Annotated in this window: 21 protein-coding genes and 2 pseudogenes; 8 read left to right on the top strand and 15 right to left on the bottom strand. The window is 72.1% G+C overall.

The window, feature by feature from the left end:
* Positions 1 to 50 precede the first annotated feature (50 nt).
* The 3 genes from AB1207_RS11360 to AB1207_RS11350 form a co-directional block, all read right to left on the bottom strand.
* On the bottom strand, positions 51 to 1,151 hold the full coding sequence (locus AB1207_RS11360; protein WP_367638382.1) for a BMP family lipoprotein: 1,101 nt from the start codon (positions 1,149 to 1,151) through the stop codon (positions 51 to 53).
* 208 nt (positions 1,152 to 1,359) lie between these two features.
* Positions 1,360 to 2,616 (bottom strand): amidohydrolase, encoded by a 1,257-nt coding sequence (locus AB1207_RS11355; RefSeq protein WP_367638380.1) that lies wholly within the window; start codon positions 2,614 to 2,616, stop codon positions 1,360 to 1,362.
* Between the two features lie 162 nt (positions 2,617 to 2,778).
* On the bottom strand, positions 2,779 to 3,975 hold the full coding sequence (locus AB1207_RS11350; protein ID WP_367638378.1) for a mannose-1-phosphate guanylyltransferase: 1,197 nt from the start codon (positions 3,973 to 3,975) through the stop codon (positions 2,779 to 2,781).
* Between the two features lie 356 nt (positions 3,976 to 4,331).
* Here AB1207_RS11350 and sdhC point away from each other — a divergent pair, with 356 nt between their 5' ends.
* The 5 genes and pseudogenes from sdhC (at position 4,332) to AB1207_RS11330 (ending at position 7,923) form a co-directional block, all read left to right on the top strand.
* Entirely contained in the window at positions 4,332 to 4,748 is a 417-nt protein-coding gene (gene sdhC / locus AB1207_RS11345) for a succinate dehydrogenase, cytochrome b556 subunit (protein ID WP_367638629.1), read from the top strand.
* 13 nt (positions 4,749 to 4,761) lie between these two features.
* Complete coding sequence (locus tag AB1207_RS11340; RefSeq protein ID WP_437178916.1) at positions 4,762 to 5,232, top strand: succinate dehydrogenase hydrophobic membrane anchor subunit; 471 nt, start codon at positions 4,762 to 4,764, stop codon at positions 5,230 to 5,232.
* A gap of 13 nt (positions 5,233 to 5,245) precedes the next feature.
* A pseudogene (locus tag AB1207_RS11335) lies at positions 5,246 to 6,587 on the top strand (FAD-binding protein); the annotation flags it as partial.
* An 83-nt stretch (positions 6,588 to 6,670) separates the two neighbouring features.
* Positions 6,671 to 7,078: pseudogene (locus AB1207_RS24490) on the top strand (succinate dehydrogenase/fumarate reductase flavoprotein subunit); the annotation flags it as partial.
* Positions 7,078 to 7,923, top strand: coding sequence for a succinate dehydrogenase iron-sulfur subunit (locus AB1207_RS11330; protein WP_367638375.1), 846 nt, complete (start codon positions 7,078 to 7,080; stop codon positions 7,921 to 7,923). The pseudogene AB1207_RS24490 and the gene AB1207_RS11330, both read left to right, overlap by 1 nt.
* A 71-nt stretch (positions 7,924 to 7,994) precedes the next feature.
* On the opposite strand, the gene AB1207_RS11325 is transcribed toward AB1207_RS11330, so the two are convergent.
* Positions 7,995 to 8,561, bottom strand: a complete 567-nt coding sequence (locus tag AB1207_RS11325; protein ID WP_367638373.1) for a Uma2 family endonuclease — start codon at positions 8,559 to 8,561, stop codon at positions 7,995 to 7,997.
* Between the two features lie 64 nt (positions 8,562 to 8,625).
* Between AB1207_RS11325 and AB1207_RS11320 the strand changes: the two genes are divergently transcribed.
* Positions 8,626 to 9,237, top strand: a complete 612-nt coding sequence (locus AB1207_RS11320; protein ID WP_367638371.1) for a class I SAM-dependent methyltransferase — start codon at positions 8,626 to 8,628, stop codon at positions 9,235 to 9,237.
* Between the two features lie 58 nt (positions 9,238 to 9,295).
* Positions 9,296 to 10,951: an ABC1 kinase family protein gene (locus tag AB1207_RS11315; protein WP_367638370.1), complete on the top strand. Its 1,656-nt coding sequence runs from the start codon at positions 9,296 to 9,298 to the stop codon at positions 10,949 to 10,951.
* A gap of 101 nt (positions 10,952 to 11,052) precedes the next feature.
* Here the strand turns inward: AB1207_RS11315 and AB1207_RS11310 are convergent, their stop codons facing one another.
* Complete coding sequence (locus AB1207_RS11310; RefSeq protein WP_367638369.1) at positions 11,053 to 12,048, bottom strand: TauD/TfdA family dioxygenase; 996 nt, start codon at positions 12,046 to 12,048, stop codon at positions 11,053 to 11,055.
* 96 nt (positions 12,049 to 12,144) lie between these two features.
* Entirely contained in the window at positions 12,145 to 13,380 is a 1,236-nt protein-coding gene (fdhA, locus tag AB1207_RS11305) for a formaldehyde dehydrogenase, glutathione-independent (protein WP_367638368.1), read from the bottom strand.
* A gap of 122 nt (positions 13,381 to 13,502) precedes the next feature.
* Here fdhA and AB1207_RS11300 point away from each other — a divergent pair, with 122 nt between their 5' ends.
* Entirely contained in the window at positions 13,503 to 14,135 is a 633-nt protein-coding gene (locus AB1207_RS11300) for an MBL fold metallo-hydrolase (RefSeq protein ID WP_367638367.1), read from the top strand.
* Here AB1207_RS11300 and AB1207_RS11295 read toward each other — a convergent pair.
* The 9 genes from AB1207_RS11295 to trpS form a co-directional block, all read right to left on the bottom strand.
* The gene (locus tag AB1207_RS11295) at positions 14,125 to 15,594 is read right to left on the bottom strand and encodes a GH1 family beta-glucosidase (protein ID WP_367638366.1); all 1,470 of its coding nucleotides are present in this window, start codon (positions 15,592 to 15,594) and stop codon (positions 14,125 to 14,127) included. The two genes, AB1207_RS11300 and AB1207_RS11295, sit on opposite strands and share 11 nt — an antisense overlap.
* A 31-nt stretch (positions 15,595 to 15,625) precedes the next feature.
* Complete coding sequence (locus tag AB1207_RS11290) at positions 15,626 to 16,519, bottom strand: carbohydrate ABC transporter permease (protein ID WP_367638365.1); 894 nt, start codon at positions 16,517 to 16,519, stop codon at positions 15,626 to 15,628.
* Positions 16,516 to 17,490, bottom strand: a complete 975-nt coding sequence (locus AB1207_RS11285; protein WP_437178915.1) for a carbohydrate ABC transporter permease — start codon at positions 17,488 to 17,490, stop codon at positions 16,516 to 16,518. The genes AB1207_RS11290 and AB1207_RS11285 overlap by 4 nt, the downstream gene beginning before the upstream one ends.
* A gap of 66 nt (positions 17,491 to 17,556) precedes the next feature.
* On the bottom strand, positions 17,557 to 18,870 hold the full coding sequence (locus AB1207_RS11280; protein WP_367638363.1) for an ABC transporter substrate-binding protein: 1,314 nt from the start codon (positions 18,868 to 18,870) through the stop codon (positions 17,557 to 17,559).
* A 170-nt stretch (positions 18,871 to 19,040) separates the two neighbouring features.
* Entirely contained in the window at positions 19,041 to 20,057 is a 1,017-nt protein-coding gene (locus tag AB1207_RS11275) for a LacI family DNA-binding transcriptional regulator (RefSeq protein WP_367638361.1), read from the bottom strand.
* Positions 20,058 to 20,076: 19 nt separating this feature from the next.
* Positions 20,077 to 20,310 (bottom strand): SCO4848 family membrane protein, encoded by a 234-nt coding sequence (locus tag AB1207_RS11270; protein WP_367638360.1) that lies wholly within the window; start codon positions 20,308 to 20,310, stop codon positions 20,077 to 20,079.
* Positions 20,311 to 20,351: 41 nt separating this feature from the next.
* Positions 20,352 to 21,422 carry a YihY/virulence factor BrkB family protein gene (locus AB1207_RS11265; protein ID WP_367638358.1) on the bottom strand — a complete coding sequence of 357 codons (1,071 nt, stop codon included), beginning with the start codon at positions 21,420 to 21,422 and terminating at the stop codon, positions 20,352 to 20,354.
* 14 nt (positions 21,423 to 21,436) lie between these two features.
* Positions 21,437 to 21,988 carry a 2'-5' RNA ligase family protein gene (locus AB1207_RS11260; RefSeq protein ID WP_367638356.1) on the bottom strand — a complete coding sequence of 184 codons (552 nt, stop codon included), beginning with the start codon at positions 21,986 to 21,988 and terminating at the stop codon, positions 21,437 to 21,439.
* Positions 21,985 to 23,058, bottom strand: a complete 1,074-nt coding sequence (trpS, locus tag AB1207_RS11255; RefSeq protein ID WP_367638355.1) for a tryptophan--tRNA ligase — start codon at positions 23,056 to 23,058, stop codon at positions 21,985 to 21,987. The genes AB1207_RS11260 and trpS overlap by 4 nt, the downstream gene beginning before the upstream one ends.
* Between the last annotated feature and the right edge of the window lie 55 nt (positions 23,059 to 23,113).

The following is a 23,113-nucleotide window of genomic DNA, read 5'->3' as shown; positions in this document are numbered from 1 at the left end:
CGTCGCCGTCGTCCGTCGGTCCTGCGGTGGTGCTGCGGTGGTCTGGCGGGTCAGCTCGCCTTGATGGCGCTCGGCGAGGTGATCTCGATCTTGCCGTCGATGATGTCCTGCTTCACCGCGTCGAGCTCGGTCTTCAGCTCGGCCGGGACCTGCGCGTCGAACTGGTTGAAGGGCGCCAGCCCGGTGCCGTCGTTCTCCAGGGTGCCGACGTAGCCGCCCGTGGGGACGTCACCCGCGGCGGACTTGACGACGTAGTCCTTCACGGCGTCGGTGAGGTTCTTGGTCACCGAGGAGATGAAGTACTTGCAGTACTGCTCGGCGCTGACGCAGCCGTCGGTGTCGACCCAGATGAGGTTCAGGCTGCCGCCGGCGGCCTCGGCCGCCGCGCCCGCGCCCAGACCGGACTGACCGGCGACGGGCATGATGATGTCGGCGCCCTGCGAGGCCAGCGTCTCGGTGATGGACCGACCCGCGGCCTGGTCGGTGAAGGAGTTCGAGAAGGTGCCGCCGCTGGGGTTCTTCTCGTCCCAGCCGATGACCTTGACGCTCTTGCCCTTCTGCTGGTTGTAGTACTGGACGCCTTCCCAGAAGCCGTCCATGTAGATCGTCACCGGCGGGATGTTCAGCCCGCCCCAGGTGCCGACCGTCCCGGTCTTGGTCATCCCGGCGGCCAGGTAGCCGCCGAGGAACCCGCCCTCGACGGTGTTGTACTGGAAGCCGTAGACGTTGTCGGCGCCGGAGGCCGAGTCGATCTCGGCGAACTTCTGGTCGGGGTTCTGCTCCGCGACCTCCTTCACCGCGTCCGCCATCAGGCCGCCGACGGCGACGATGGTGTCGCAGCCCTTGCCCACCTCGGCCGTGAGGTTGGGGACGTAGTCGGCGTCGCTGTTGGAGGCGATGTAGGTGGGGGTGATGTTCGCGTTCTCCTTCTGCGCCTCCGTGAAGCCGGCGTAGGAGCTCTGGTTGAAGGAGCGGTCGTCGACGCCGCCGGTGTCCAGGACCATGCAGGCCGCGAACTTCTCGCCGCTCCCGCTCGCGGAGCCGCCCGAGGAGGACCCCTGCGTGTCGGTCGGCCGGTCGCCGCAGGAGGCGAGCAGCAGGGCGGCGACGCCGACAGCTGCCACCGGGGCGAGGCGGTGGAACGAAGTCATGGTGAGGTCCTCCAGGTCGGGGTGGATCGCATCGTGGCGTCGGCCCGGCGCGAGCAGGTGCGAACGCGCGGTCATCGTAGTGTGCGAAAACCCGCGGTCAGCGCCGTCGAGCAGTCAGGTTGTCCAGATCGAGACCTTCCGGCCGGTCACCTCACCCGGGTGCCGCGGCCGGGTGACGACGAGGTCACGGAACTGCACGGGGACGACCTCAGCCCCCCGGCAGCGCCCGCGGGGACAGCGCGGTGAGGGCGAGCACCCCCATCCCGACGGCGAGCGCCCCCTCGTCGGGGGCGAAGTCGCCGCGGTGCAGGTCGTACGTGGGGCCGCCGGGGGTGCGCGTCCCGAGCCGCACCATGGCCCCGGGCACGTGGTGCAGGTACCAGGCGAAGTCCTCCCCGCCCAGGGACTGCCGGGTCGGCAGCACGCCGTCGTCGCCGAGGAGCGCGCGGGCGGCGGCGTCGAGCGCGGCCGTGGCGTGGATGTCGTTGTCGACGGGCGGCACCCCGCGGACCAGGTCCACCTCGGCGCGCACGGCGTACGGGCGGACGAGGTCGGCCACGACGCCCTCGACGAGCTCGCCCGCGTGGTGCCAGGCCTCGGTCTCCATGCAGCGCAGGGTGCCCGCGGCGAAGCCCTCGGCGGGGACGGCGTTGGCGGCGTCGCCGGCGTGGACGGCGCCCCAGGTGAGGTTGACGCCCGCGCGCGGGTCGACGCGGCGGGCCAGGACCGCGGGCAGCTGGGTGATGACCTGACCGAGCGCGAAGACGAGGTCGCCGGCCAGGTGCGGGCGGGAGGTGTGGCCCCCGGTCCCCCGCAGCCGGACGGTGACGTGGTCGGACGCCGACGTGATCGGCCCGGCCTTCAGACCGACCGTGCCGACGTCCAGGCTGGGGTCGCAGTGCAGGCCGTAGATCGCGGCGACGTCGTCGACGGCCCCGGCGCCCACGACGTCCAGCGCGCCGCCGGGCATGACCTCCTCGGCGGGCTGGAACAGCAGCCGGACGCGGTGCGGCAGGTCGCCCGTCCGGGCCAGGTCGGCCAGGACGAGCCCGGCGCCCAGGACGGAGGCGGTGTGCACGTCGTGCCCGCAGGCGTGCGCCACACCGGGGACGGTCGAGGCGTACGGCAGGCCCGTCGACTCCGGCGTGCGCAGGGCGTCGAGGGCGGCGCGGACGGCGATCGTCCGTTCCCGCGGGGCGTCGGGTCCCAGGTCGGCGATGAGCCCGGTGCCCGGCAGCAGCTTCACCTCGGCCCCGGCGGCGGTCAGCAGCTCGGCGATCCTCGCCGTGGCGTGGTGCTCGGCACGGGCCAGCTCGGGGTGGGCGTGCAGGTCCCGGCGCAGGGCGCGGGCGGTGGGTTCGTGAGCGACGACCAGGTCCGGGACACGGTCGGCGACGCGCGCGCCGAGCTCCGACGAACCCCCGAGACCGGTCTCGGTCCGCGGGCTGCTCGTGTCGCTCGTCACGGCACCCGACGCTACCCGCGCCGCCGCCCGCCCGCCGACCTCCCCCCACCCCGCGGGTGGCCCCGGGGGTGGTATGGTCGACGCCGCCGGTTCAGCAATGGCGCGGGGTGCGTCGACGAGCCACCCAGGGGCGCGTCGACGAGCCGCCTCGCGAGCGGCCCCTCAGACGACGTCGAGCCCCGCCTCGAGCGCCCGCTCGACGAGCTTCTTGACCTCCTGCGCCCGCGCCCGCGTCGTCACCATGAGCGCGTCGGGGGTGTCGACGACGACGAGGTCGTCCACCCCGAGCAGCGCGACGACCCGGCCGTTGCCGGGCACGACGAGCCCCCCGGCCACGCCCTCGGTGATGACGAGGTCGGCGTCGCCGAGCACCTTGGGCTGGTCGACGTCGGCGGGCAGCAGCTCGGCCAGGGAGGAGAAGTCGCCGACGTCGTCCCACCCGAAGGTCGCGGGCACGACGGCGACGCGGCCCTCCTCGGCGGCGGGTTCGGCGACGGCGTGGTCGATCGCGATGGCGGGCAGCGCGCTCCACTGCTCCTCGAGCACGGCCTCGCGCTGCGGGGTCTCCCACGCGTCGGCGATGCGCTGCAGGCCGGTGTGCAGGGCGGGGGCGTGGGTGGCGAGCAGTTCGAGCAGGACGTCGGCGCGCGTGACGAACATGCCGCCGTTCCAGCGGTAGTCCCCCGTCGACAGGTACGCCGAGGCGGTGCGGGCGTCCGGCTTCTCCTTGAACTGCACGACGCGGCGCGCGTTCGGGGCGCCCTGCAGACGCAGCCGCTTGCCGAGGCGGATGTACCCGAAGCCGGTCGCGGGGTGCGAGGGCGCGATGCCGATGGTCACGACGAACCCGCGGCGGGCGGTGACGACGGCCTCCTCCACGGAGCTCTCGAAGTCGTCGCGACCGGAGATGTTGTGGTCGGCCGCGAAGGAGCCGAGGACGGCGTCGGGGTTGCGGCGCACCAGCACCGCGGCGGCGAGGCCGATGGCGGCGGCGGAGTCGCGGCGCGCGGGCTCGCGCAGGATGTTGGCCTGGGGCAGGTCCGGGAGCTGCGCGGCGACGGCGTCGGCGTGGGAGCGGCCGGTGACCACGAGCAGCCGGTCGGCGTCGGCCAGCGGCAGCAGGCGGTCCCACGTCTGCTGCAGCAGCGTGCGGCCGCGGCCGGTGAGGTCGAGGAGGAACTTGGGACGGTCGCTGCGCGAGAGCGGCCACAGGCGGGTGCCGGCGCCGCCCGCGGGCACGACGGCGTGGAAGTCGGACAGGTCGATCTGCGCGTCCTCCAGGTCGTCCGCCGACCACGACGACCACGACCCCGGTCCGGCCGGTGTCGTGCCCCCGCTGAGCTGTCCCCCGTCAGTCATGACCCGGAACCTACCGGTGCGCACACGCTGTGACGGCGGCTCCTCCGGTGCGGTCCCCCGGACGGCGCAGGACTCCTGGTCCCGTACGTCCGACCCGTACGTCCGACAGGGTGTAGGAGGTTGCGCGGGCCCGCCCACCTGGTCCAAGGTAGGTGAGGCTGGCCTGCGTGACGTGCACGACAGCCCTGTTCACAGTGCTGTGAGTCCTTCATCACAAAAGCCACACGGCGACGGCCGTGGGGCGGCTCCCGCACGCCTGCGCGCCTACAGTGGTCACGACGCCGCCGCCTGAGCGCCGGAGCCCGGGTGGACCCGGCGTCGAGGAGCACTCGAGGAGGACGTCGGTGGCCACGAGCCTGACCCCACCCGGACAGGGCGCGCCCGTCGGGAAGTCGAAGACCGGACGACCAGCAGGCACGCTGTACCGCGGCCGCGAGGGCATGTGGTCGTGGGTCATGCACCGCATCTCCGGGGTGCTGATCTTCTTCTTCCTCTTCGTGCACGTCCTGGACACCGCCACGGTGCGCGTGTCGCCCGAGGTCTACAACGGCGTCATCGGGCAGTACAAGAACCCCGTCATGGGCCTGGGCGAGGCCGGTCTCGTCGGGGCCGTGGTGTTCCACGCGCTCAACGGGGTCCGCATCATCCTCGTCGACTTCTGGTCGGGCGGGACCAAGCACCAGCGCAAGCTGTTCTGGGGCGTCGTCGGCCTGTGGGTCGTCCTCATGGTGCCCTTCCTCGTCCGTCACCTGACCAACGTCTTCACGCACTGAGGGGCGGCGCGTCGTGAGCACCGATCAGACCCCCGGCGGCAGCTACGCCCCGGCCCTGGAAACCCCGCGCTCGCCGTACAAGCGGAACAAGCCGACCCGGACGAACTGGGAGCTCTACGGCTGGCTGTTCATGCGCATGTCCGGCCTGGTCCTCATCGTCCTGGTCTTCGGGCACCTGTTCGTGAACCTCATGATGGGCGAGGGGATCCACCAGATCGACTGGGGTTTCGTCGCCGGCAAGTGGGCCAGCCCCTTCTGGCAGACGTGGGACCTGCTGATGCTGTGGCTCGCGCAGCTGCACGGCACCAACGGCGTCCGCACCGTCATCAACGACTACGCCGAACGGGACGCCACCCGGTTCTGGCTCAAGATGGCGCTCTACGTCGCGACGGTCATCGTCATCGTCGTCGGCACCCTCGTCATCTTCACGTTCGACCCGTGCGCCGACCCCTCGCAGACGTTCTCGTTCTGCACGGCCCGCTGACCTGGAGGAACTCATGCAGACCCACCAGTTCGACGTCGTCATCGTCGGGGCCGGCGGCGCCGGGATGCGCGCGGCCCTCGAGTCCGGGCAGCGCGCCCGCACCGCGGTGCTCACCAAGCTCTACCCGACGCGGTCGCACACCGGTGCGGCCCAGGGCGGCATGTGCGCCGCGCTGGCGAACGTCGAGGAGGACAACTGGGAGTGGCACACCTTCGACACCGTCAAGGGCGGTGACTACCTCGTCGACCAGGACGCCGCCGAGGTGATGTGCAAGGAGGCCATCGACGCGGTCCTGGACCTCGAGAAGATGGGGCTGCCGTTCAACCGCACCCCCGAGGGCAAGATCGACCAGCGCCGGTTCGGCGGGCACACCCGCGACCACGGCAAGTCCCCGGTGCGCCGCAGCTGCTTCGCCGCGGACCGCACGGGCCACATGATCCTGCAGACGCTCTACCAGCAGTGCGTCAAGCACGAGGTCGAGTTCTTCAACGAGTTCTACGTCCTCGACCTGCTGCTCGTCCCCACCTCCGAGGCCAAGACCGGCTCGGAGATCGAGGGCGCGGCGGACCAGCCCGGCCTGGCGACCCCGCCGACCATCGGGACCCCCGGTGACAAGCGCATCGCGGGCGTCGTGGCCTACGAGCTGGCCACGGGCGAGATCCACATCTTCCAGGCCAAGTCGGTCGTCCTGGCCACCGGCGGCGCCGGCAAGGTGTACAAGACGACGTCGAACGCCCACACCCTCACCGGGGACGGCATGGCCCTCGCCTACCGGCGCGGTCTGCCCCTGGAGGACATGGAGTTCTACCAGTTCCACCCGACGGGTCTGGCGGGCCTGGGGATCCTGCTCTCCGAGGCAGCCCGCGGCGAGGGCGGGATCCTGCGCAACGCCGACGGCGAGCGGTTCATGGAGCGCTACGCGCCCACCATCAAGGACCTCGCGCCGCGCGACATCGTCGCCCGCTCGATGGCCAACGAGGTGCGCGAAGGCCGCGGGGCCGGGCCGAACAAGGACTACGTCCTGCTGGACCTGACCCACCTCGAACCCGCGCACATCGACGCCAAGCTGCCCGACATCACCGAGTTCGCCCGCACCTACCTCGGTGTCGAGCCGTACACCGAGCCCGTCCCGGTGTACCCGACCGCGCACTACGCGATGGGCGGCGTGCCGACGAACATCGACACGGAGGTCCTGCAGGACAACACCCGTGTCGTCCCGGGCCTGTACGCGGCCGGCGAGGTCGCCTGCGTCTCGGTCCACGGCTCCAACCGCCTCGGCACGAACTCGCTGCTCGACATCAACGTGTTCGGCCGCCGCGCCGGCATCGCCGCCGCGGAGTACGCGACGAAGGCCGAGTGGATCGCCGTCCCCGACGGTTCCGAACTGCCCGTCGTGAACTGGATGGCCGACCTGCGCGACCGCCCCCAGGGCGAGCGCATCTCGGACATCCGCCGCGAGCTGCAGGACACGATGGACGCCAACGCCCAGGTGTTCCGCACCGAGGCGACGCTCAAGCAGGCGCTCACGGACATCGACCGGCTCAAGGAGCGCTACGCCCGCGCCTCGGTCCAGGACAAGGGCAAGCGGTTCAACCTCGACCTGCTCGAGGGCCTCGAGCTCGGGTTCCTCCTCGACCTCGCCGAGTCCATGTGCCTCGGTGCGCTGGAGCGCAAGGAGTCCCGCGGCGGGCACTTCCGCGAGGACTACCCCAACCGCGACGACGTGAACTACATGCGGCACACGATGGTCTACCGCGAGCACGCCGCCGACGGGTCGTACACGACGCGCCTGGACTTCAAGCCCGTCGTCCAGACCCGCTACCAGCCGATGGAGCGCAAGTACTGATGTCCACGTCCGAGACCAGCCCGGCCGAGACCAACGGCGAAGCGGGCCCGGCGAAGTCGGCCGACCGCGCCCGCGAGGGTTCCGGCGGTGCTGCCCCGCGCGAGGGCGACGCCGTGTCGCCCACGGGCGAGATCCCCTCGTTCACCATCACGCTCAAGGTGCGCCGGTACGACCCGGAGCAGGACTCCGAACCGCACTGGGAGTCCTACGAGCTGACGATGCACGGCACCGACCGCGTCCTCGACGCGCTGCACAAGGTGAAGTGGGAGCAGGACGGCCGGCTGTCGTTCCGCCGTTCCTGCGCCCACGGCGTCTGCGGGTCCGACGCCATGCGCATCAACGGCCGCAACCGCCTGGCGTGCAAGACGCTGCTGAAGGACCTCGACATCAAGAAGCCGATCGTCGTGGAGCCCATCAAGGGCCTCCCCGTCGAGAAGGACCTGATCGTCGACATGGAGCCGTTCTTCGCGGCCTACCGCGAGGTCATGCCGTTCCTCATCACCAAGGGCTCCGAGCCGACCCGCGAGCGCATCCAGTCCCAGGCCGACCGCGAGCGGTTCGACGACACCACCAAGTGCATCCTGTGCGCCGCGTGCACGTCGAGCTGCCCCGTGTTCTGGAACGACGGCCAGTACTTCGGACCGGCCGCCATCGTCAACGCGCACCGGTTCATCTTCGACAGCCGCGACGTCGGCTCGGACCTGCGCCTGGAGATCCTCAACGACAAGGAGGGCGTGTGGCGCTGCCGCACGACCTTCAACTGCTCCGAGGCCTGCCCCCGCGGCATCCAGGTCACGAAGGCCATCGCCGAGGTCAAGCAGGCGCTCATCTCGCGCAAGCTCTGACCCGCAGCTGACGGAGGGCCCGACCGGAACGTCCGGTCGGGCCCTTCGTCGTTCCCCCGGAGCCGCAGGGGTCAGTGGGGTTCGGCGGTCAGCTCCCCGAGCCGCACTCCGGCCAGCAGGTCCCGGCCGGGGACGTCGTCGGTCATCTGCCACGCCGTCCGGTACGCGCCCCCGTCCAGCTCCCACGCGGTGAGGGTCCTCGCCGCCGGATCGACGAGCAGGTAGGTCGGGATGCCGTGCGCCTCGTACAGCGCCTTCTTCGAGCCCGCGTCCCGCAGCTCCGTCGACGCCGACGCCACCTCGACGACGAGGCGGACGGCCTCCGGCTCGTAGTACCGCTCCGGTCGCGGCCCGGCCGTAGCCAGCAGGTCCGGGATGACGTAGCGCTCCGGCCCCAGTCGGGGCATCCGCACTCCGACGCCCGTCTTGAGCCGCCACCCCTCCGGTACCCGTCCGAGGAGCACGGTGCGCAGGTTGTCGATGACGTCCTGGTGCAGGACCGAGGGCGGCGGGGTCACGATGAGCTGTCCGTCCAGGATCTCGTAGCGGTACCCGTCGTCGGGCAGGGCGAGCAGGTCCTCGAACACCCACTCGCGGTGCAGCAGGCTCACTGCAGCGCCACTCAACTCCGCAGCCACGGCCACCTCCTCGGTCGAGACCAGTATCGCCGACCGGTGTCCGGCTGGTCGGTACGATCCACAGGTGCTGGACCTCGTCGACCGCGACGTGCAGGCGGCGGGCCGCCACCTCTCGCTCAAGATGCCGCGCGACCTCGAGGCGCTCTTCACCGAGGAGGCGTTCGCCCACGACGAGTTCGTCCCCTACTGGGCCGAGCTGTGGCCGAGCGCCCTCGTCCTGGCCGACGTGCTGCCGACGGAGCTGACCGGGCGGCTGCGCGTGCTGGAGATCGGGGCGGGCCTCGGCGTGCCGTCGCTGTGCGCGGCCCTCGCCGGGCACGACGTGACGGCGGCCGACTGGGCCCCGGACTCCGTCGACCTGCTGCGGGACAACGCCGTGCGCAACGGCGCGACGCTGCGGGCGGAGCGCTGGAGCTGGACGGACGACCCCGCGCCCCTGGCCCCGCCGTTCGACGTCGTGCTCGCGGCCGACGTCCTGTACGAACGGCGCAACGTCGCTCCCCTGCTCGCCGTGCTGCCGGCGCTCACGGCCCCCGGCGGCCGCGCGCTCGTCGCCGATCCCGGTCGGCTGCCGGCACCGGAGTTCCTCGAGGGCGCGGCCCGCACGTGGACGGTGGACGCCGTCCCCCACGCCGGGCCGGCCGCCGTGGGCGTCCACCGCCTCACCCGCCCCTGAGGGCGGTCCGGACGGCGCTGCGTAGAGTGCCCGGCAGGGCAACCCGCGGGGAGACAGCGTGCGCCACCAGGACCGTTACCTGCAGATCAGCCGGATCCTGTCCCGGCACGGTCTGGGGTACTTCATCGACGCCCTCGGGCTCGAGCGGTGGGTGCGCACCGACTGGGACCTGTTCGGCCGGCCCCGCGAACGCGAACGCCACACGCGCGCCGAGCACGTGCGCCTCGTCATGGAGGAGCTCGGCCCGACGGCCGTGAAGATCGGCCAGATCCTCTCCACCCGCCCCGACCTGCTGTCCCCCGCCTTCCAGCGCGAGCTGGAGAAGCTGCAGGACAGCGCGAGCGCGGTCCCGTGGGAGGTCGTGCGCCACGCTGTGGAGGAGGAGCTCGGGGACGACCCCGAGGAGCTGTTCGTCCACTTCAGCCGCGAACCGCTGGCCAGCGCCTCCATCGGCCAGGCCCACACCGCGGTGCGCGAGGACGGCACGCAGGTCGTCGTGAAGGTCCGCCGCCCGGGCGTCGTGGAGGAGGTCGAGGGCGACCTGGAGATCCTGCGGACCCTCGCCGTCCAGGCCTCGCGCCGCTGGTCCGTGGCGGCGGACTACGACGTCGTGGGCCTCGCGACGGACTTCGCGGACACGCTGCGCGCCGAGCTCGACTACCTGTCCGAGGGCCACAACGCCGAGCGGTTCGCGCGCAACTTCCACGGCGACCCCGACATCCGGATCCCCGAGGTGTTCTGGGACACCACGACGTCGCGCGTCATCACCCTGGAACGCCTGCACGGGGTCAAGATCAGCGACGAGGAGGCCCTCGCCGAGCACGACATCGACCGCTCCGCCCTGGCGGCCCGCGCGACGCGGCTGCTGGCGGACATGGTGTTCGAGCACGGGTTCTTCCACGCCGACCCGCACCCGGGGAACTTCCTCATCGAACCGTCGGGGCGCATCGGCCTGCTCGACTACGGGATGGTCGGGGAGGTGGACGAGCGCTCCCGCGAGCAGCTGGCGATGCTGCTCGCGGCCTTCGACCGCCGCGACCCCGCGCGCATCGCCGCGGCGTTCGCGACGATCGGCGTCACCGAGCACCGTGTCGACCGGGTCCGCCTGACCACCGACTGCGCGCACCTGCTGCGCACGTACGAGGGGTTGCCGCTGGGCCGGATCAAGGTCGGCGACATCGTCCGCGACGTCCTGGAGATCCTGCGCCGGCACCACCTGGCGCTGCCCCGCAACCTCGCGCTCGTCGTCAAGATGGTCGTCATGACGGAGGGGCTCGGCACGAGCCTGGACCCCGACTTCCAGCTGGGCCGGATCCTCGGCCCCTACGCCCGGCGCCTGGTCGTGCGCCACTTCGACCCGCTCGTGCTGGCCAAGCGGGTCCGGCAGGCGGGCGTGGACTTCGCCCAGCTCGGTGTCGAACTGCCCGGTCAGCTCGGCCGGCTCCTCGACGTCCTCGACCGCGACGGCGTCTCGGTCTCGCTGCGGACCGACGAGCTGGACCCGCTCGTGGCCCGGCTGGAGCGCATCGGCAACCGTCTGGTCGTCGGCCTCGTCGTCTCCGCCGGCATCGAGGCGCTGGCCACCCTCGGCTCGACCGACCCCGAACGGCTCAAACCGCACGAGACGAAGGTCGTGGCCGTCGGGGGGGCCGCGCTGGCCGCCCTCACCGGTTACCTCGGCTGGACCGCCCGCGGCCACCGCCGCCGCCGCTGACCCCTCCCCTCGGGAACGCCTCGTTGCCTCCCCGGGGTCGATCATCGACCGCGGGGAGGCAACGAGGACCACTCGCGGCGGGGGCCGGGCGGGGACGGACGTCAGGAGAAGCTGGCCTGCACGACGCGACCGCCGCCGGGGCGGGCGAAGCGCGAGCGGCGCAGGTCGCGGGTGACGAAGCCGCGGCTGATGAACCGGTCGGTCCCGTCGAAGCGGGGGGTGAACGGCGAGCGGCCGTGCATGGCGCGCAGGTTGTCGAGCATGAGCACGTCGCCGGGCTCGAGGGTCACGGCGTGGCGGTGCGCGACGTAGATCTCCAGCACGCGCTCGAGCAGCGCCTGGGCGCGCTTGGTGATGCCGTGCATGAGGTCCTGGTCGACGAGCATCGTCGGGTCGTCGACGTCGCCGGACAGGATCGAGAACGGGCCGCGGACCTCGCGGGTGTCGAGGAAGTCGGCGAAGGACTCGTCGACGAGCGTCGTCCACAGCGGGCGGAAGAGCTCCATGACGTCGCTCTGGTGGACGTGCTGGAGCAGGTCGAGGGCACGGAAGGCGTAGGTGGCGGCGTCGGCGTCGCCGCGCAGGCAGCCGAGGACGACGTAGTCGGGGCGCAGGGCGGAGAAGCACTGCTCGGTGTGGGCCTCCAGCTCGACGCGCGAGCCCTGCGACTGCTGCGTCGCGGCGAGCTTGGCGTTCGGGACCATGTCCTGCAGGAGGTGCCCGTGGCCCTCGGCGGCGTAGCCGACCATGTGGCCCAGCGCGTGGCTGACGATGGCCTGCTGGCGGGCGAGCAGGGTGCGGCCGCCGACGCCGCCGGGGTTGTCCGGCGGCGGGGCGGGCAGTTCGCCGACCTCGAGCCCGCGCAGGACGAGCACGCCGGAGTCGGAGCCGCGCTCCTCGAAGGCCCACAGCGACTCGGCCACCTCGGCGGGCAGCTCGCGCGCCAGCAGCCGGGCCTGGCGCCCGAAGGCGTCGGGCTCCGTCACGGGGTCGGCCGTGAGCCGGGCACCCAGCGCGGCCAGCGCGGCGCGCTCGGGCGCGGCCAGCTCGCGGAAGGTCGGCACGGCGGCCGAGGAGTCGAGGAACACCGAGGTCACGAGCAGCTCCCATCGTCGACGCACTGCGGAGTCACACCGTAGCGCGTCGACGATGGGCAATGTGCCTAGTTCAGGACACAGGATCTGGACAGATTGTCAGCGCTTGATCATCCCGTGCGGGTCGATGACGAACTTCTGCGGGGCGCCGGCGTCGAACTTGGCGTACGCGTCGGGCGCCTCGTCCAGCGAGATGGCCGTCGCCCCGACGGCCTTCGCGATCTGCACGCGGTCGTGCAGGATCGCCATCATCAGACCACGGTGGTACTTCATCACCGGGCACTGGCCCGTGGTGAAGGACAGCGACTTGGCCCAGCCGGTGCCGAGGTCGAGGGACAGCGAGCCCTTCTTCGCCGCCTCGTCGACGCCGCCCGGGTCGCCCGTCACGTACAGGCCCGGGATGCCCAGGGCCCCACCGGCCGTCGTCAGCTCCATGAGCGAGTTGAGGACCGTCGCCGGCGCCTCCGTCGCCGAGCCCGACCCGTGGCCGCGCGCCTCGAAGCCGACCGCGTCGATGCCGCAGTCCACCTCGGGCACGCCGAGGATCTGCTCGACCTGGTCGCGCGGGTCGCCCTTCGACACGTCGACGGTCTCGCAGCCGAAGCTGCGGGCGCGTTCGAGCCGCTCGGCGTTGAGGTCGCCGACGATGACCACGGCCGCCCCCAGCAACTGGGCGCCGGCCGCGGCGGCGAGGCCGACCGGCCCGGCCCCGGCCACGTAGACCGTCGACCCGACGCCCACGCCGGCGGTCACCGCGCCGTGGAAACCCGTCGGGAAGATGTCCGAGAGCATCGTCAGGTCGAGGATCTTCTCCATCGCCTGGTCCTTGTCGGGGAACTTCAGGCAGTTGAAGTCCGCGTACGGCACCAGCACGTACTCCGCCTGGCCGCCCACCCAGCCGCCCATGTCCACGTACCCGTAGGCCGAACCCGGCCGGTCGGGGTTGACGTTGAGGCAGATGCCCGTCTTGCGCTCCTTGCAGTTGCGGCAGCGGCCGCAGGCGATGTTGAACGGCACCGACACGAGGTCCCCGACCGCGAGGAACTCGACGTCGCGGCCGACCTCGACGACCTCACCGGTGATCTCGTGGCCCAGCACCAGGTTCGGCGGGGCGGTGGTGCGGCCGCGGACCATGTGCTGGTCCGACCCGCAGATGTTCGTGGCGACGAGCTTGAGGATGACGCCGTGGTCGACCTTCCGGCCGACGTTGGCCGGGTTGACGCCGGGGCCGTCCTTGAGCTCGAACGTGGGGTAGTCGATGGTCTGCACCTCGACCCGGCCGGGGCCGAGGTAGGCGACGGCGCGGTTGCCGTGGGACGTGTCGGTCGTGGTCACGAACGCATCTCCCTTCGCGGCGCCGGCGTCGGTGCCGGCGCAGTGATCCCCACCCAACCGCCGGTCGGCCGAGGACGCAAGGGCGGCTCCGTCCACCGGGAGGCCGGGGGGATGATCGGGCCATGGAGCTCACGAAGCACACGCACGCGACGGTCGTCCTGACCCAGGACGGCTCGTCCCTGCTCGTCGACCCCGGCGCCTACACGCCGAACACGCCCGAACTGCTCGCGGCCGCCGACGCCGTCCTGTTCACCCACGACCACCCCGACCACGTCGAGCCGGACGCGCTGCGCGCGGAACTGGCGCGCCGCCCGGACCTGCCCGTCGTCGGGCCGGCGAGCGTCGCGGACGTCGTCGACGGGGTGCGGGCCGTCTCCCCCGGCGACGGGTTCGAGCTGGCCGGGGTCCGCGTGCGCGTCGTGGGCGGGCAGCACGCCGTCATCCACGCCGACCTGCCCCCGATGCAGAACGTGGCCTACGTGATCGGCGAGGGCGAGGACGCCGTCTACCACCCGGGCGACTCCTACGACGTCCCCGGCACGGCCGTGGGCACGGTGCTGCTGCCGACGAGCGGGCCCTGGACGAAGCTCGGCGAGGGCGTCGACTTCGTCCGCGCCGTGGGGGCCAGGCGCGTCGTCGCCATCCACGACCTCATGCTGTCCGACGCCGGCCGGGAGGGGTCCGCGCGGTTCACCGAGCAGTTGACCGGACTGCCCGTCGAACTCCTCCCGGTCGGCACGACCGTCACGCTCTGAGCGAGGCGACCTCCTGGGGCACCGCGTTCTGCGCGATGACGCCGGCGTACCAGAGCGCGCTGTCCTTGAGGGTCCGCCGCTGCGTCAGGTAGTCCACGTGGACGATGCCGAAGCGCTTGGAGAACCCGTACCCCCACTCGAAGTTGTCGAGGAAGGACCACAGGAAGTACCCGCGGACCGGTGCGCCGGCGTCGAGGGCGTCGAGGACCGCGTGCAGGTGCGCGTGCAGGTACTCGGTGCGCTCGACGTCGTGCACCTGACCGGCGACCACGACGTCGTCGTAGGCCGCGCCGTTCTCGGTGACGAGCAGTTCGAGACCGGGGTGCTCGCGGTGCATCCGCACGAGGAGTTCCGTCAGCCCGCGGGCGTCGACGCTCCACCCCATGGCGGTCGTGTGCCCGGGCAGCTCCGGGAACTCGACGTCGGTGCTGGCGACCCACGGGCTGTGGGCGCTGTTCCCGTGCCCGTCGTTCTCGGCCCGCGGGGCGCTGCCGTCCCACGCGCGGACGACCGTGGGGCTGTAGTAGTTCACGCCGAGGACGTCGACGCCCTGGTGGACGAGGTCGAGGTCGCCCGGCAGCACGAAGGACCAGTCGGTGACCGACGCCGTGTCCACGAGCACGTCGGCCGGGTACTCACCGCGCAGCACCGGGTCGAGGAACACCCGGTTCTGCAGGCCGTCGACGCGGCGGACGGCGTCGTGGTCGGCCGGGCTCGTGCCCTCGGTGCGCACCCACGCGAGGTTCAGCGTGAGCGAGACCCGGGCCGACGGGGCGGCCCGGCGGACGGCCAGCGCCCCCAGGCCGTGGGCCAGGTTCAGGTGGTGGACCGCCGCGAGGGCGGCCGCGGGTTCGGTCCGGCCCGGGGCGTGCACGCCGGAGGCGTACCCGAGGTAGGCCGAGCACCAGGGTTCGTTCAGGGTCGTGAACGTGCGGACCCGGTCCCCCAGCGCCGCCGCGACGACCTCGGCGTACTCGCCGAACCGCTCGGCCGTCCGGCGCGAGGTCCAGCCACCGGCGTCCTCCAGGGCCTGCGGCAGGTCCCAGTGGTACAGCGTCACGACGGGTTCGATCCCGGCGGCCAGCAGTTCGTCGACGAGGGTGGAGTAGAACTGCAGGCCCGCGGGGTTCACCGGGCCGAGCGCGTCCGCGCTCACCTGCGGGGTGATGCGCGGCCAGGCGACGGAGAACCGGTAGGTCGTGGTCCCCAGCCGCCGCATGAGCGCGACGTCCTCCCGGAAGCGGTGGTAGTGGTCGTCTGCCACGTCACCCGTGTCGCCGTCCACGACGCGGCCGGGGGTGTGGCTGAAGGTGTCCCAGATGGACGGCGTGCGGCCGTCCTCGGCCACGGCCCCCTCGACCTGGTAGGCGGCCGTGGCCGTGCCCCAGGCGAAACCGGCGGGGAACCTGCGCAGCTCCGTGGTGGTGGTGGTGGTGGGCTGGTCCTCGGTGGTGGTCATGCTGTCCTCTCGGGAATCCGGGTGGTGCGGGTCAGCCCTTGACGGCGCCGGCGATGATGCCGCTGACGATCTGGCGGCCCAGCAGCAGGAACACGACGATGACGGGCAGGGTGCCGACGAGGGTGCCGGCCATGATGACGGCGGTGTCCGGGACGTACCCCGACCCCAGGTTGTTGAGCGCGACCTGGACGGTCGGCATCGTGGAGTTCAGCGTGATGACGGGCCAGAAGAAGTCGTTCCAGCTCGTCATGAACGTCAGCATCCCCAGCACGGCCATCCCCGGCCGCGCGATGGGCAGGACGATGCTGACGACGGTGCGGATCTGGGACGCCCCGTCGACCTTCGCCGCCTCGAGCAGTTCGTCGGGCAACGTCTGCACGAGGTACTGCCGCATGAAGAACACGCCGAACGCGCCGACGAGCGAGGGCAGGATGACCGACTCCAGCCGCCCCGCCAGGCCCCAGTCCGACATGAGCTTGTAGAGCGGCACGACGCCCAGCGACGGTGGGATCATCAGCGTGCCGATGGTGATGGCGAACAGCGGCTTCTCGCCCCGGAACCGGAGCTTGGCGAAGGCGTAGCCGGCGAGGGTGCAGAACGCCAGCGTCCCGACGGTCGTCACGCCCGAGACGATGAGCGAGTTCACGATGGACAGGCCGATGGCCTGCTGCTGCACGGCGGTCGTGATGTTCTGCCACAGGTCCGGGCCGGGCAGGAACGGCGGCGGCGAGGTGTTCATCTCCGCCATCGGCCGGCTCGCCGCGACGACCATGTAGTAGAAGGGCACGACGAACAGCAGCGCCGTCACGACGAGCAGGACGTAGGTGAGCGGACCGGCCGCGTCGGGGGCGCGGTAGCGGCGCCGGCGCACCGGGACGGGGGTGGGGGCGGCGAGGGCGGCCTCGCGCACACCGGTCGCGCTCATCGGCGGGCTCCCTCGGGGTCGCGGTCGCGCCAGCGGGCCAGCGCGGTGTTGATCAGGACGAGGACGACGATGAGCAGGAACGTCACCCACGCGACGGTGGCGGCCCGGCCGAGCGAACCGAAGCCCCACCCCTGCTGGTACATGAACAGGCCGAGCGTCTGGTACTGGTTCAGGGCACCGCCGTCGACACCGCCGAACAGCAGCGGTTCGCCGAACAGCTGGGTGGCGCCGATGGTCGAGACGACGACGGTGAACAGGATGGTGGGCCGCAACCCCGGCAGCGTCACGTGCAGGAACTGCTGCCACCGGTTCGCGCCGTCGAGGGCGGTGGCCTCGTAGAGGTCGGTCGAGATCGACTGCATCCCGGCCAGGTAGATGAGGGCGTTGTACCCGGTCCAGCGCCACGTGACGATGACGGCGATGGCGATCTGGGCGCTGAGGTCACCGTTGCGCCAGTCCAGGCCGTCGAGGCCCACGAGGGACAGCAGCCAGTTCGCCAGCCCGCCGTCGCGGCCGAAGATCTGGGCGAAGACGAGCGTCGAGGCCGCCACCGACGTCGCGTAGGGCATGATCATCGAGACGCGGAACGCCGTCCGGGCCCGCATCCGGTAGTTCAGCAGGTGCGCCAGGCCGAGGGCCAGCAGCAGCTGCGGCACCGTCGACAGGACGCCGATGGTGACGGTCTTGAGCAGGGCGTTGTAGAACTTCGGGTTGCTGAACAGCCAGACGTAGTTGTCCAGGCCGGTCCACTCCGGGTCCGAACCCAGCTCGAACCGGTGGAAGCTGATCCACATGGTGTAGACGAGCGGGAACAACCCGAACGCGAGGAACAGCAGGAAGAACGGGGCGACGTAGGCGTACGGGGCCAACCGGCCCTCGGCGCGGAACAGCTTCTGCCGCAGGGTCGGCGACGGCTCGGGCACCGGCTGCCGGTGCCGGCCGAGTGTCGGTGACGCGGTCGGGGTGCTCACGGGTCCTCCAGGCGGGTGGGTCGGGCAGACCGGAGGGGGACGGCCGGTGGGCCGTCCCCCGGTCGGTCAGCCGATCTGGTTGTCCAGGTCCTTCGTGGCGGCCTGCCACGCGTCGGCCGGGCTCACGCCGTTGGTCTCCACGGACAGCAGCGCCTGCACGAGCGAGGACTTCACGACGGCGTCCTCCGGCCCGAGGGTCTGGGTGGGGGCGGCCTGCGCCGCGTCGGAGAACAGCTTCCCGATCGGCGCGTCCTGGAAGTAGGCGTCCTTCGTCCCGGCGACGAGGTCGAAGGCCCCGGTGTTGGACGGGAAGTTCCCGCCCACCTCGAACACCTTGGCCTGCTGCTCGGGGTCGGTGAGCCACTTCACGAGCTCGGCCGCGGCCTCGGTGTTCTTGCTGGCCTTGGGGATGCCGAGGTAGGCGCCGCCCCAGTTCCCGCCGGCGCCGCCGGGCAGGGAGGTGATGCCCCACTTCCCGGAGCCCGCCTCCCCCGCCTTGCCCTTGATGTACCCGACCATCCACGCCGGGCAGGCGATGGTGGCGAACGCTCCCCCACCGAACCCCTTGTCCCAGGCCGGGTCCTCGAACTGCTCGAGCTTGGCGGTGAGGTCCTCGTCGGCGGCCGCGGCGGCGGTGTCGAACGCCTTCTGCACAGCCGGGTTGGAGTTCCAGACGAGCTTGCCGTCGGCGTCGTAGTAGATCGTCGACTCGGTCGAGATGATCGCGTTGTAGAACCCGCCGGCGGAGTCCATCCACGCCGACCCGGCCGGGGCCTTCGCCTTGTACTCGCGGCCGAGGGCGACGTAGTCGTCCCACGACCCCATCCGGGCGGCGAGCTGCGCCGGGTCGGTGGGCAGCCCGGCCTGGCCGAGGAGGTCGGTGCGGTAGCACAGCGCCATGGGTCCGATGTCGGTCCCGAGTCCGAGGACCTTCCCGTCCTTCGTCGTGGCGGCGGCCGACTTCCAGTCCGGGTAGTTCGCGACCTGGGAACCGGCCGGCGTCTCCTTCAGGTCGGTCCACTTGGCGGCCTGGCCCGCCACGACGTCGGCGATGCGGCCGACCTCGATGCCCTGCACGTCCGCGGTGCCGTTGCCGGAGGCGAGCTTGGTCTGCAGCGCCGGCCAGTAGGTGTTCTCCCCCTGGGTCGACTCGTACTGGATGGTCACGTCGGGGTGGAGCTGCTCGTACTCGTCGAACAGCCCGGCCTCCTCGTAGCCGAAGGTGCCGAAGAGGCTGACGGTGAGGTTCGTCTTCCCGTCGGCCGCGCTGGCCTGTCCGCCCCCGGAGGACGCGGTGCTGCACGAGGTGACGAGCAGGGCGCCGGCGAGCGTGGTGGCGAGCGCGACGATGGTGGTGCGGGAGGGGCGAGCACTGGGCATGGGGAACTCCTCGGGCCCCGCCGGAGCGGCGGATCGTCGGTGATCGAAGGGTCCGTGAGAGCGCTCTCAAGCTGACTTCTCCTCGGTGAGAGCGCTCTCAAGGGATGCCCACAGCCTGGACCCAGGAGGCCCCGGGTGTCAACGCCCGGGGAAGCTGCAGGTCGGGCGGATCAGGTCGTGGCCCGCTGGACCAGTTCCGTGGGTGCCACGACGTCGGGGACGGACTCCTGTCCGTCGACGAGCGCGAGCACCATCCGCGCGAGTTCCCGGCCCATCGCGATCACCGGCTGCCGGACGGTGGTGAGCGGCGGGGTCGCCGCGGCGGCGAGCGGAGCGTCGTCGAACCCGACGACGCGCACGTCCCCCGGGACGGACCGCCCGGCCGCGGCCAGCGCCTGCAGGGCCCCGGCGGCCATGAGGTCGTTCGCGGCGAACACGCCGTCGAGGTCGGGCCACCGCTCCAGCAGCGCCTCGGTGGCCGCCCGGCCGCCGTCGACGCTGAAGTCACCGGGTGCGGCGAGCGCGGCGTTCCAGCGCTGCCGGTGGGCGCGCAGCTCGGCGCGGAACCCCTCGAGGCGTTCCTGGCCCACGCGCATGTCCATCGGCCCGGTGACGGTGACGACGCGTCGGCACCCCCGCTCGAGCAGGTGCGCGGCCGCCGTCCGCGCTCCTGCGACGTTGTCGGCCGAGACGAACGGGACGGAGCTGCCCTCGTCGTAGGGACGGCCGGAGAGGACGACCGGGAGCCCGGCCTCGCGCAGGTGCTGCGGCAGCGGGTCCGCGCCGTGGACCGAGACGAAGATCGCCCCGTCCACGTGCCCGCCGCGGGCGTAGCGCTCGAAGCGCTCCCGCTCGCGTTGCGTCGAGAGCACGACGAGGACCAGCTGCACCTCCCGCTCGGCGAGCTGGGCCTGGGCGCCGCTCAGCACGAGCGGGAAGTAGGAGTCGGCGAAGAACCGCTCGACGGGCTCCACCACGACGAGGGCCACGGAGCCGCTGCGCCGCGTGACGAGCGAGCGCGCCGCCTGGTTCGGCACGTAGGACAGCTCCGCGGCCGCCTTGAGCACCGCCTCCCGCGCGTTCTCGCTGACCCGCGCGTAGCCCGACAGGACGCGCCCGGCCGTCGCCCGCGAGACCCCGGCGCGCGCGGCGACGGAGTCGAGGGTCGGCGCGCTCTGGCTCGGCACGGTCGCTCCAGCGGGTCGGTCAGCGGGTTCGGCGGCCCGATCCTCGCAGACCCCGGATGCCGATGACGGCGATGGCCGTGCCGAAGGCGAGGCTCACCACGACGAGGACGAGGTGGACGAGGAAGAACGGCTGCGGCCCACCGTCGAACGAGCGCGGGTCCGACCAGATGTTGCGCAGGAAGTTGGGCCAGATGAACCAGCTCCACACGCCGAACAGGACGAGGAACCAGCTGACCGGCTTCGACATCACCACGTGATCACCACGGGCACGATCATCCCACCCGCGCCTGTGCGTCAGCGCCGGCGGACCCGCCCCAGGGCCAGCGCCGACACCGCGCCCAGCACGAGCCCGGACACGAACGGAAGCCGCCGCTCGTGCGTCTCGGGTTCCTCCGGCCCGAGCGGGACCGCCAGCCGCGCCTGCGCCATGAGGTCGGGACGCAGGGACCCGGCGTCCTCGGCCCGTTGCGCCGCCCAGGACGCCGCGAGCAGGACGAGGCGCCCGATGAGGTTCATGAGGACGAGCAGGACCACGAGCGTCACCGCGGACCCGACGAAGGCCCCGCCGCCGTCGGCGCTGCGGCCCGCGATGGTCGCGCCGAACTGCTTGAGGATCCCGATGCCGATCCCGCCGAAGGCCGCGCCCTGCAGCAGGTCCCGGAGCGGGACGTCCGCCCCCGGCAGCACGCGGAACACGACGAGGAACGTCAGGGTGTCGATGACGAAGGAGACGGCGAAGCCCAGGACGGCCAGCAGCACCTTCGACCACGTCGACGGGTCGAAGCCCAGCAGGTCCAGCAGGAACCCGCCCGCGGCGTTGGTGGCGACGACGGAGACGACCGAGAGCAGGACGCCGAAGCCGATGACGGCCATGCCCCCGAGGTCGCGCAGCTTGACGACCGCGAAGTTCCCGCCGCCGGCGTCCTCGCCGAAGACGGCGCGCACCCCCTGGCGCATGCCGTCGATCCAGCCGAGCCCGGTGAACAGGCCCGTCACGACGGAGACGACGAGGGCCCAGGTCAGCGTGGAGCCGGTGAGGTAGTCGTCGATGTAGATGCCGTTGGCCCGGTCCTGCGGCCCGAACGGCCTCTGCCCCGCGTGCAGCAGGTCCGGGACGTAGGCGTTGACGCCCGAGACGAGGTTGCGGACGACCCAGTCCCGCACCTCGGGAACGCCCTGCATGAGGAAGCCGACGATCGTCAACGCGGCGATGAGGGCCGGGAAGATCGAGAAGAAGGCGAAGTAGGCGATGCCACCGGCCAGCACGTTGCCCCGGGCGTTGCCGTAGCGCTGGTACGTCCGGTACGGGAAGGACCGCTGGACTCTGCTCACGGCGTCCTTGGCCTGGTCCACGGCGCCGCTCACGGCCGGGGCTCCCCTCACTGCTGGAAGGTGAAGTCCTCCCGTGGCCGCCAGACGCCGTCGGCGCCGTGCTCGTAGAGGCTGAACCCCTTCACGGTGAAGGTCGCCTCCCAGTCGCGCAACACGAGCTCGGCGCGGTCGAGCGCGGCCTCGTCGACGTCGTGGGCCACCGTGACGTGCGGGTGGAACGGGAAGTTGATCTCGGCGGCCAGCGGACCGGTCCGGATGGCGGCCTGGAGCAGCTCGCACTCGGAGATGCCGCGGGCCAGCTGGACGAAGACGACGGGCGAGACGGGGCGGAAGGTCGCGGTGCCCCGCAGGTGCACGTCGAAGGGCGTGCCGGCCGCCGCGGTCGCCTCGAGGTGGTCCCGGGCCGCGTCCAGGGTGCCCGGGACGAGCGGGAACGGCGGCAGCAGCGTGATGTGCGGCGGGATGGACCGCGCCAGCGGGTCGCCGAAGTCCTCCCGCCAGGCGGTCAGCTCGGCCGCGTGCGGGGCGGGCACGGGGATGGAGACCCCGATGACCTGCGGCTGACCGTCCGGGTCGGCCGTCGCTCGTGGTGAGCTCACCGGCGTCCGCCCGCCGGCCGCGCCACCAGACCCACGCGCTCGTGGACGGTGGCCAGCGTCTGCTCGGCGACCTCGTTGGCGCGGTCGGCCCCGCGCGCGATGAGCTCGTCGAGGGCGCCCGGGTCGGCCATGAGCTCCAGGGTGCGGGTCCGGACCGGCGCGAGCGCGTCGGTGACGACCTCGGCGAGCTCCTTCTTGAGGTCCCCGTAGCCGCGGCCGGCGAAGTCGGCCTCGAGCTGCGCGATCGAGCGGCCCGACAGCGCCGAGTGGATGGACAGCAGGTTGGAGACGCCGGCCTTCTCGACGGGGTCGAAGAGGACCTCGCGGCCGGTGTCGGTGACGGCCGACCGGATCTTCTTGGCCGTCACCTTCGGGTCGTCGAGGACGTCGACGAGGCCGTTCGGCGAGGACGAGGACTTGCTCATCTTGGCCGTCGGGTCCTGCAGGTCGTAGATCTTCGCCGTCTCCTCCGGGATGAAGGGCTCGGGCACGGCGAACGTCTCGCCGAAGCGGGAGTTGAAGCGCTGCGCGAGGTTGCGCGTCAGCTCCAGGTGCTGGCGCTGGTCCTCACCGACCGGGACCTCGGCGGCCTGGTAGAGCAGGATGTCCGCCGCCATGAGGACGGGGTAGGTGAAGAGCCCGACCGTCGTGGAGTCCGAGCCCTGCTTGGCGGACTTGTCCTTGAACTGCGTCATGCGGCCGGCCTCGCCGAAGCCCGTGAGGCACGACAGGACCCAGGCGAGCTGGGCGTGGGCGGGCACGTGGCTCTGCACGAAGAGGGTCGAGCGCTCGGGGTCGACGCCCGCGGCGATGTACTGCGCGGCGGTCCAGCGGGTGCGCTCGCGCAGCTCGGCCGGGTCCGGGGAGACCGTGAGGGCGTGCAGGTCGACGACGCAGTAGAAGGCGTCGTGCGTCTCCTGCAGGGCGACCCACTGCGTCAGCGCGCCGAGGTAGTTGCCGAGGTGGAGGGAGCCGGACGTGGGCTGCATCCCGGACAGCAGCCGCGGGCGCGTCCCCGCACCCGTCCCCTGCGTCCCCACCGTCGTCGTCCCGGTCGTCCCGTCCGCCATGGCTCCATCCTGCCAGCCGTCCGGCGTGCTCCGTCCCGCCGCCTCCTGTGCGGTT

This window comes from Kineococcus endophyticus, assembly GCF_040796495.1.
Classification (GTDB): Bacteria; Actinomycetota; Actinomycetes; order Actinomycetales; family Kineococcaceae; genus Kineococcus; species Kineococcus endophyticus.
Note: the sequence above shows the minus strand (reverse complement) of the source record. Positions and strands in the feature narration are given on the sequence as shown.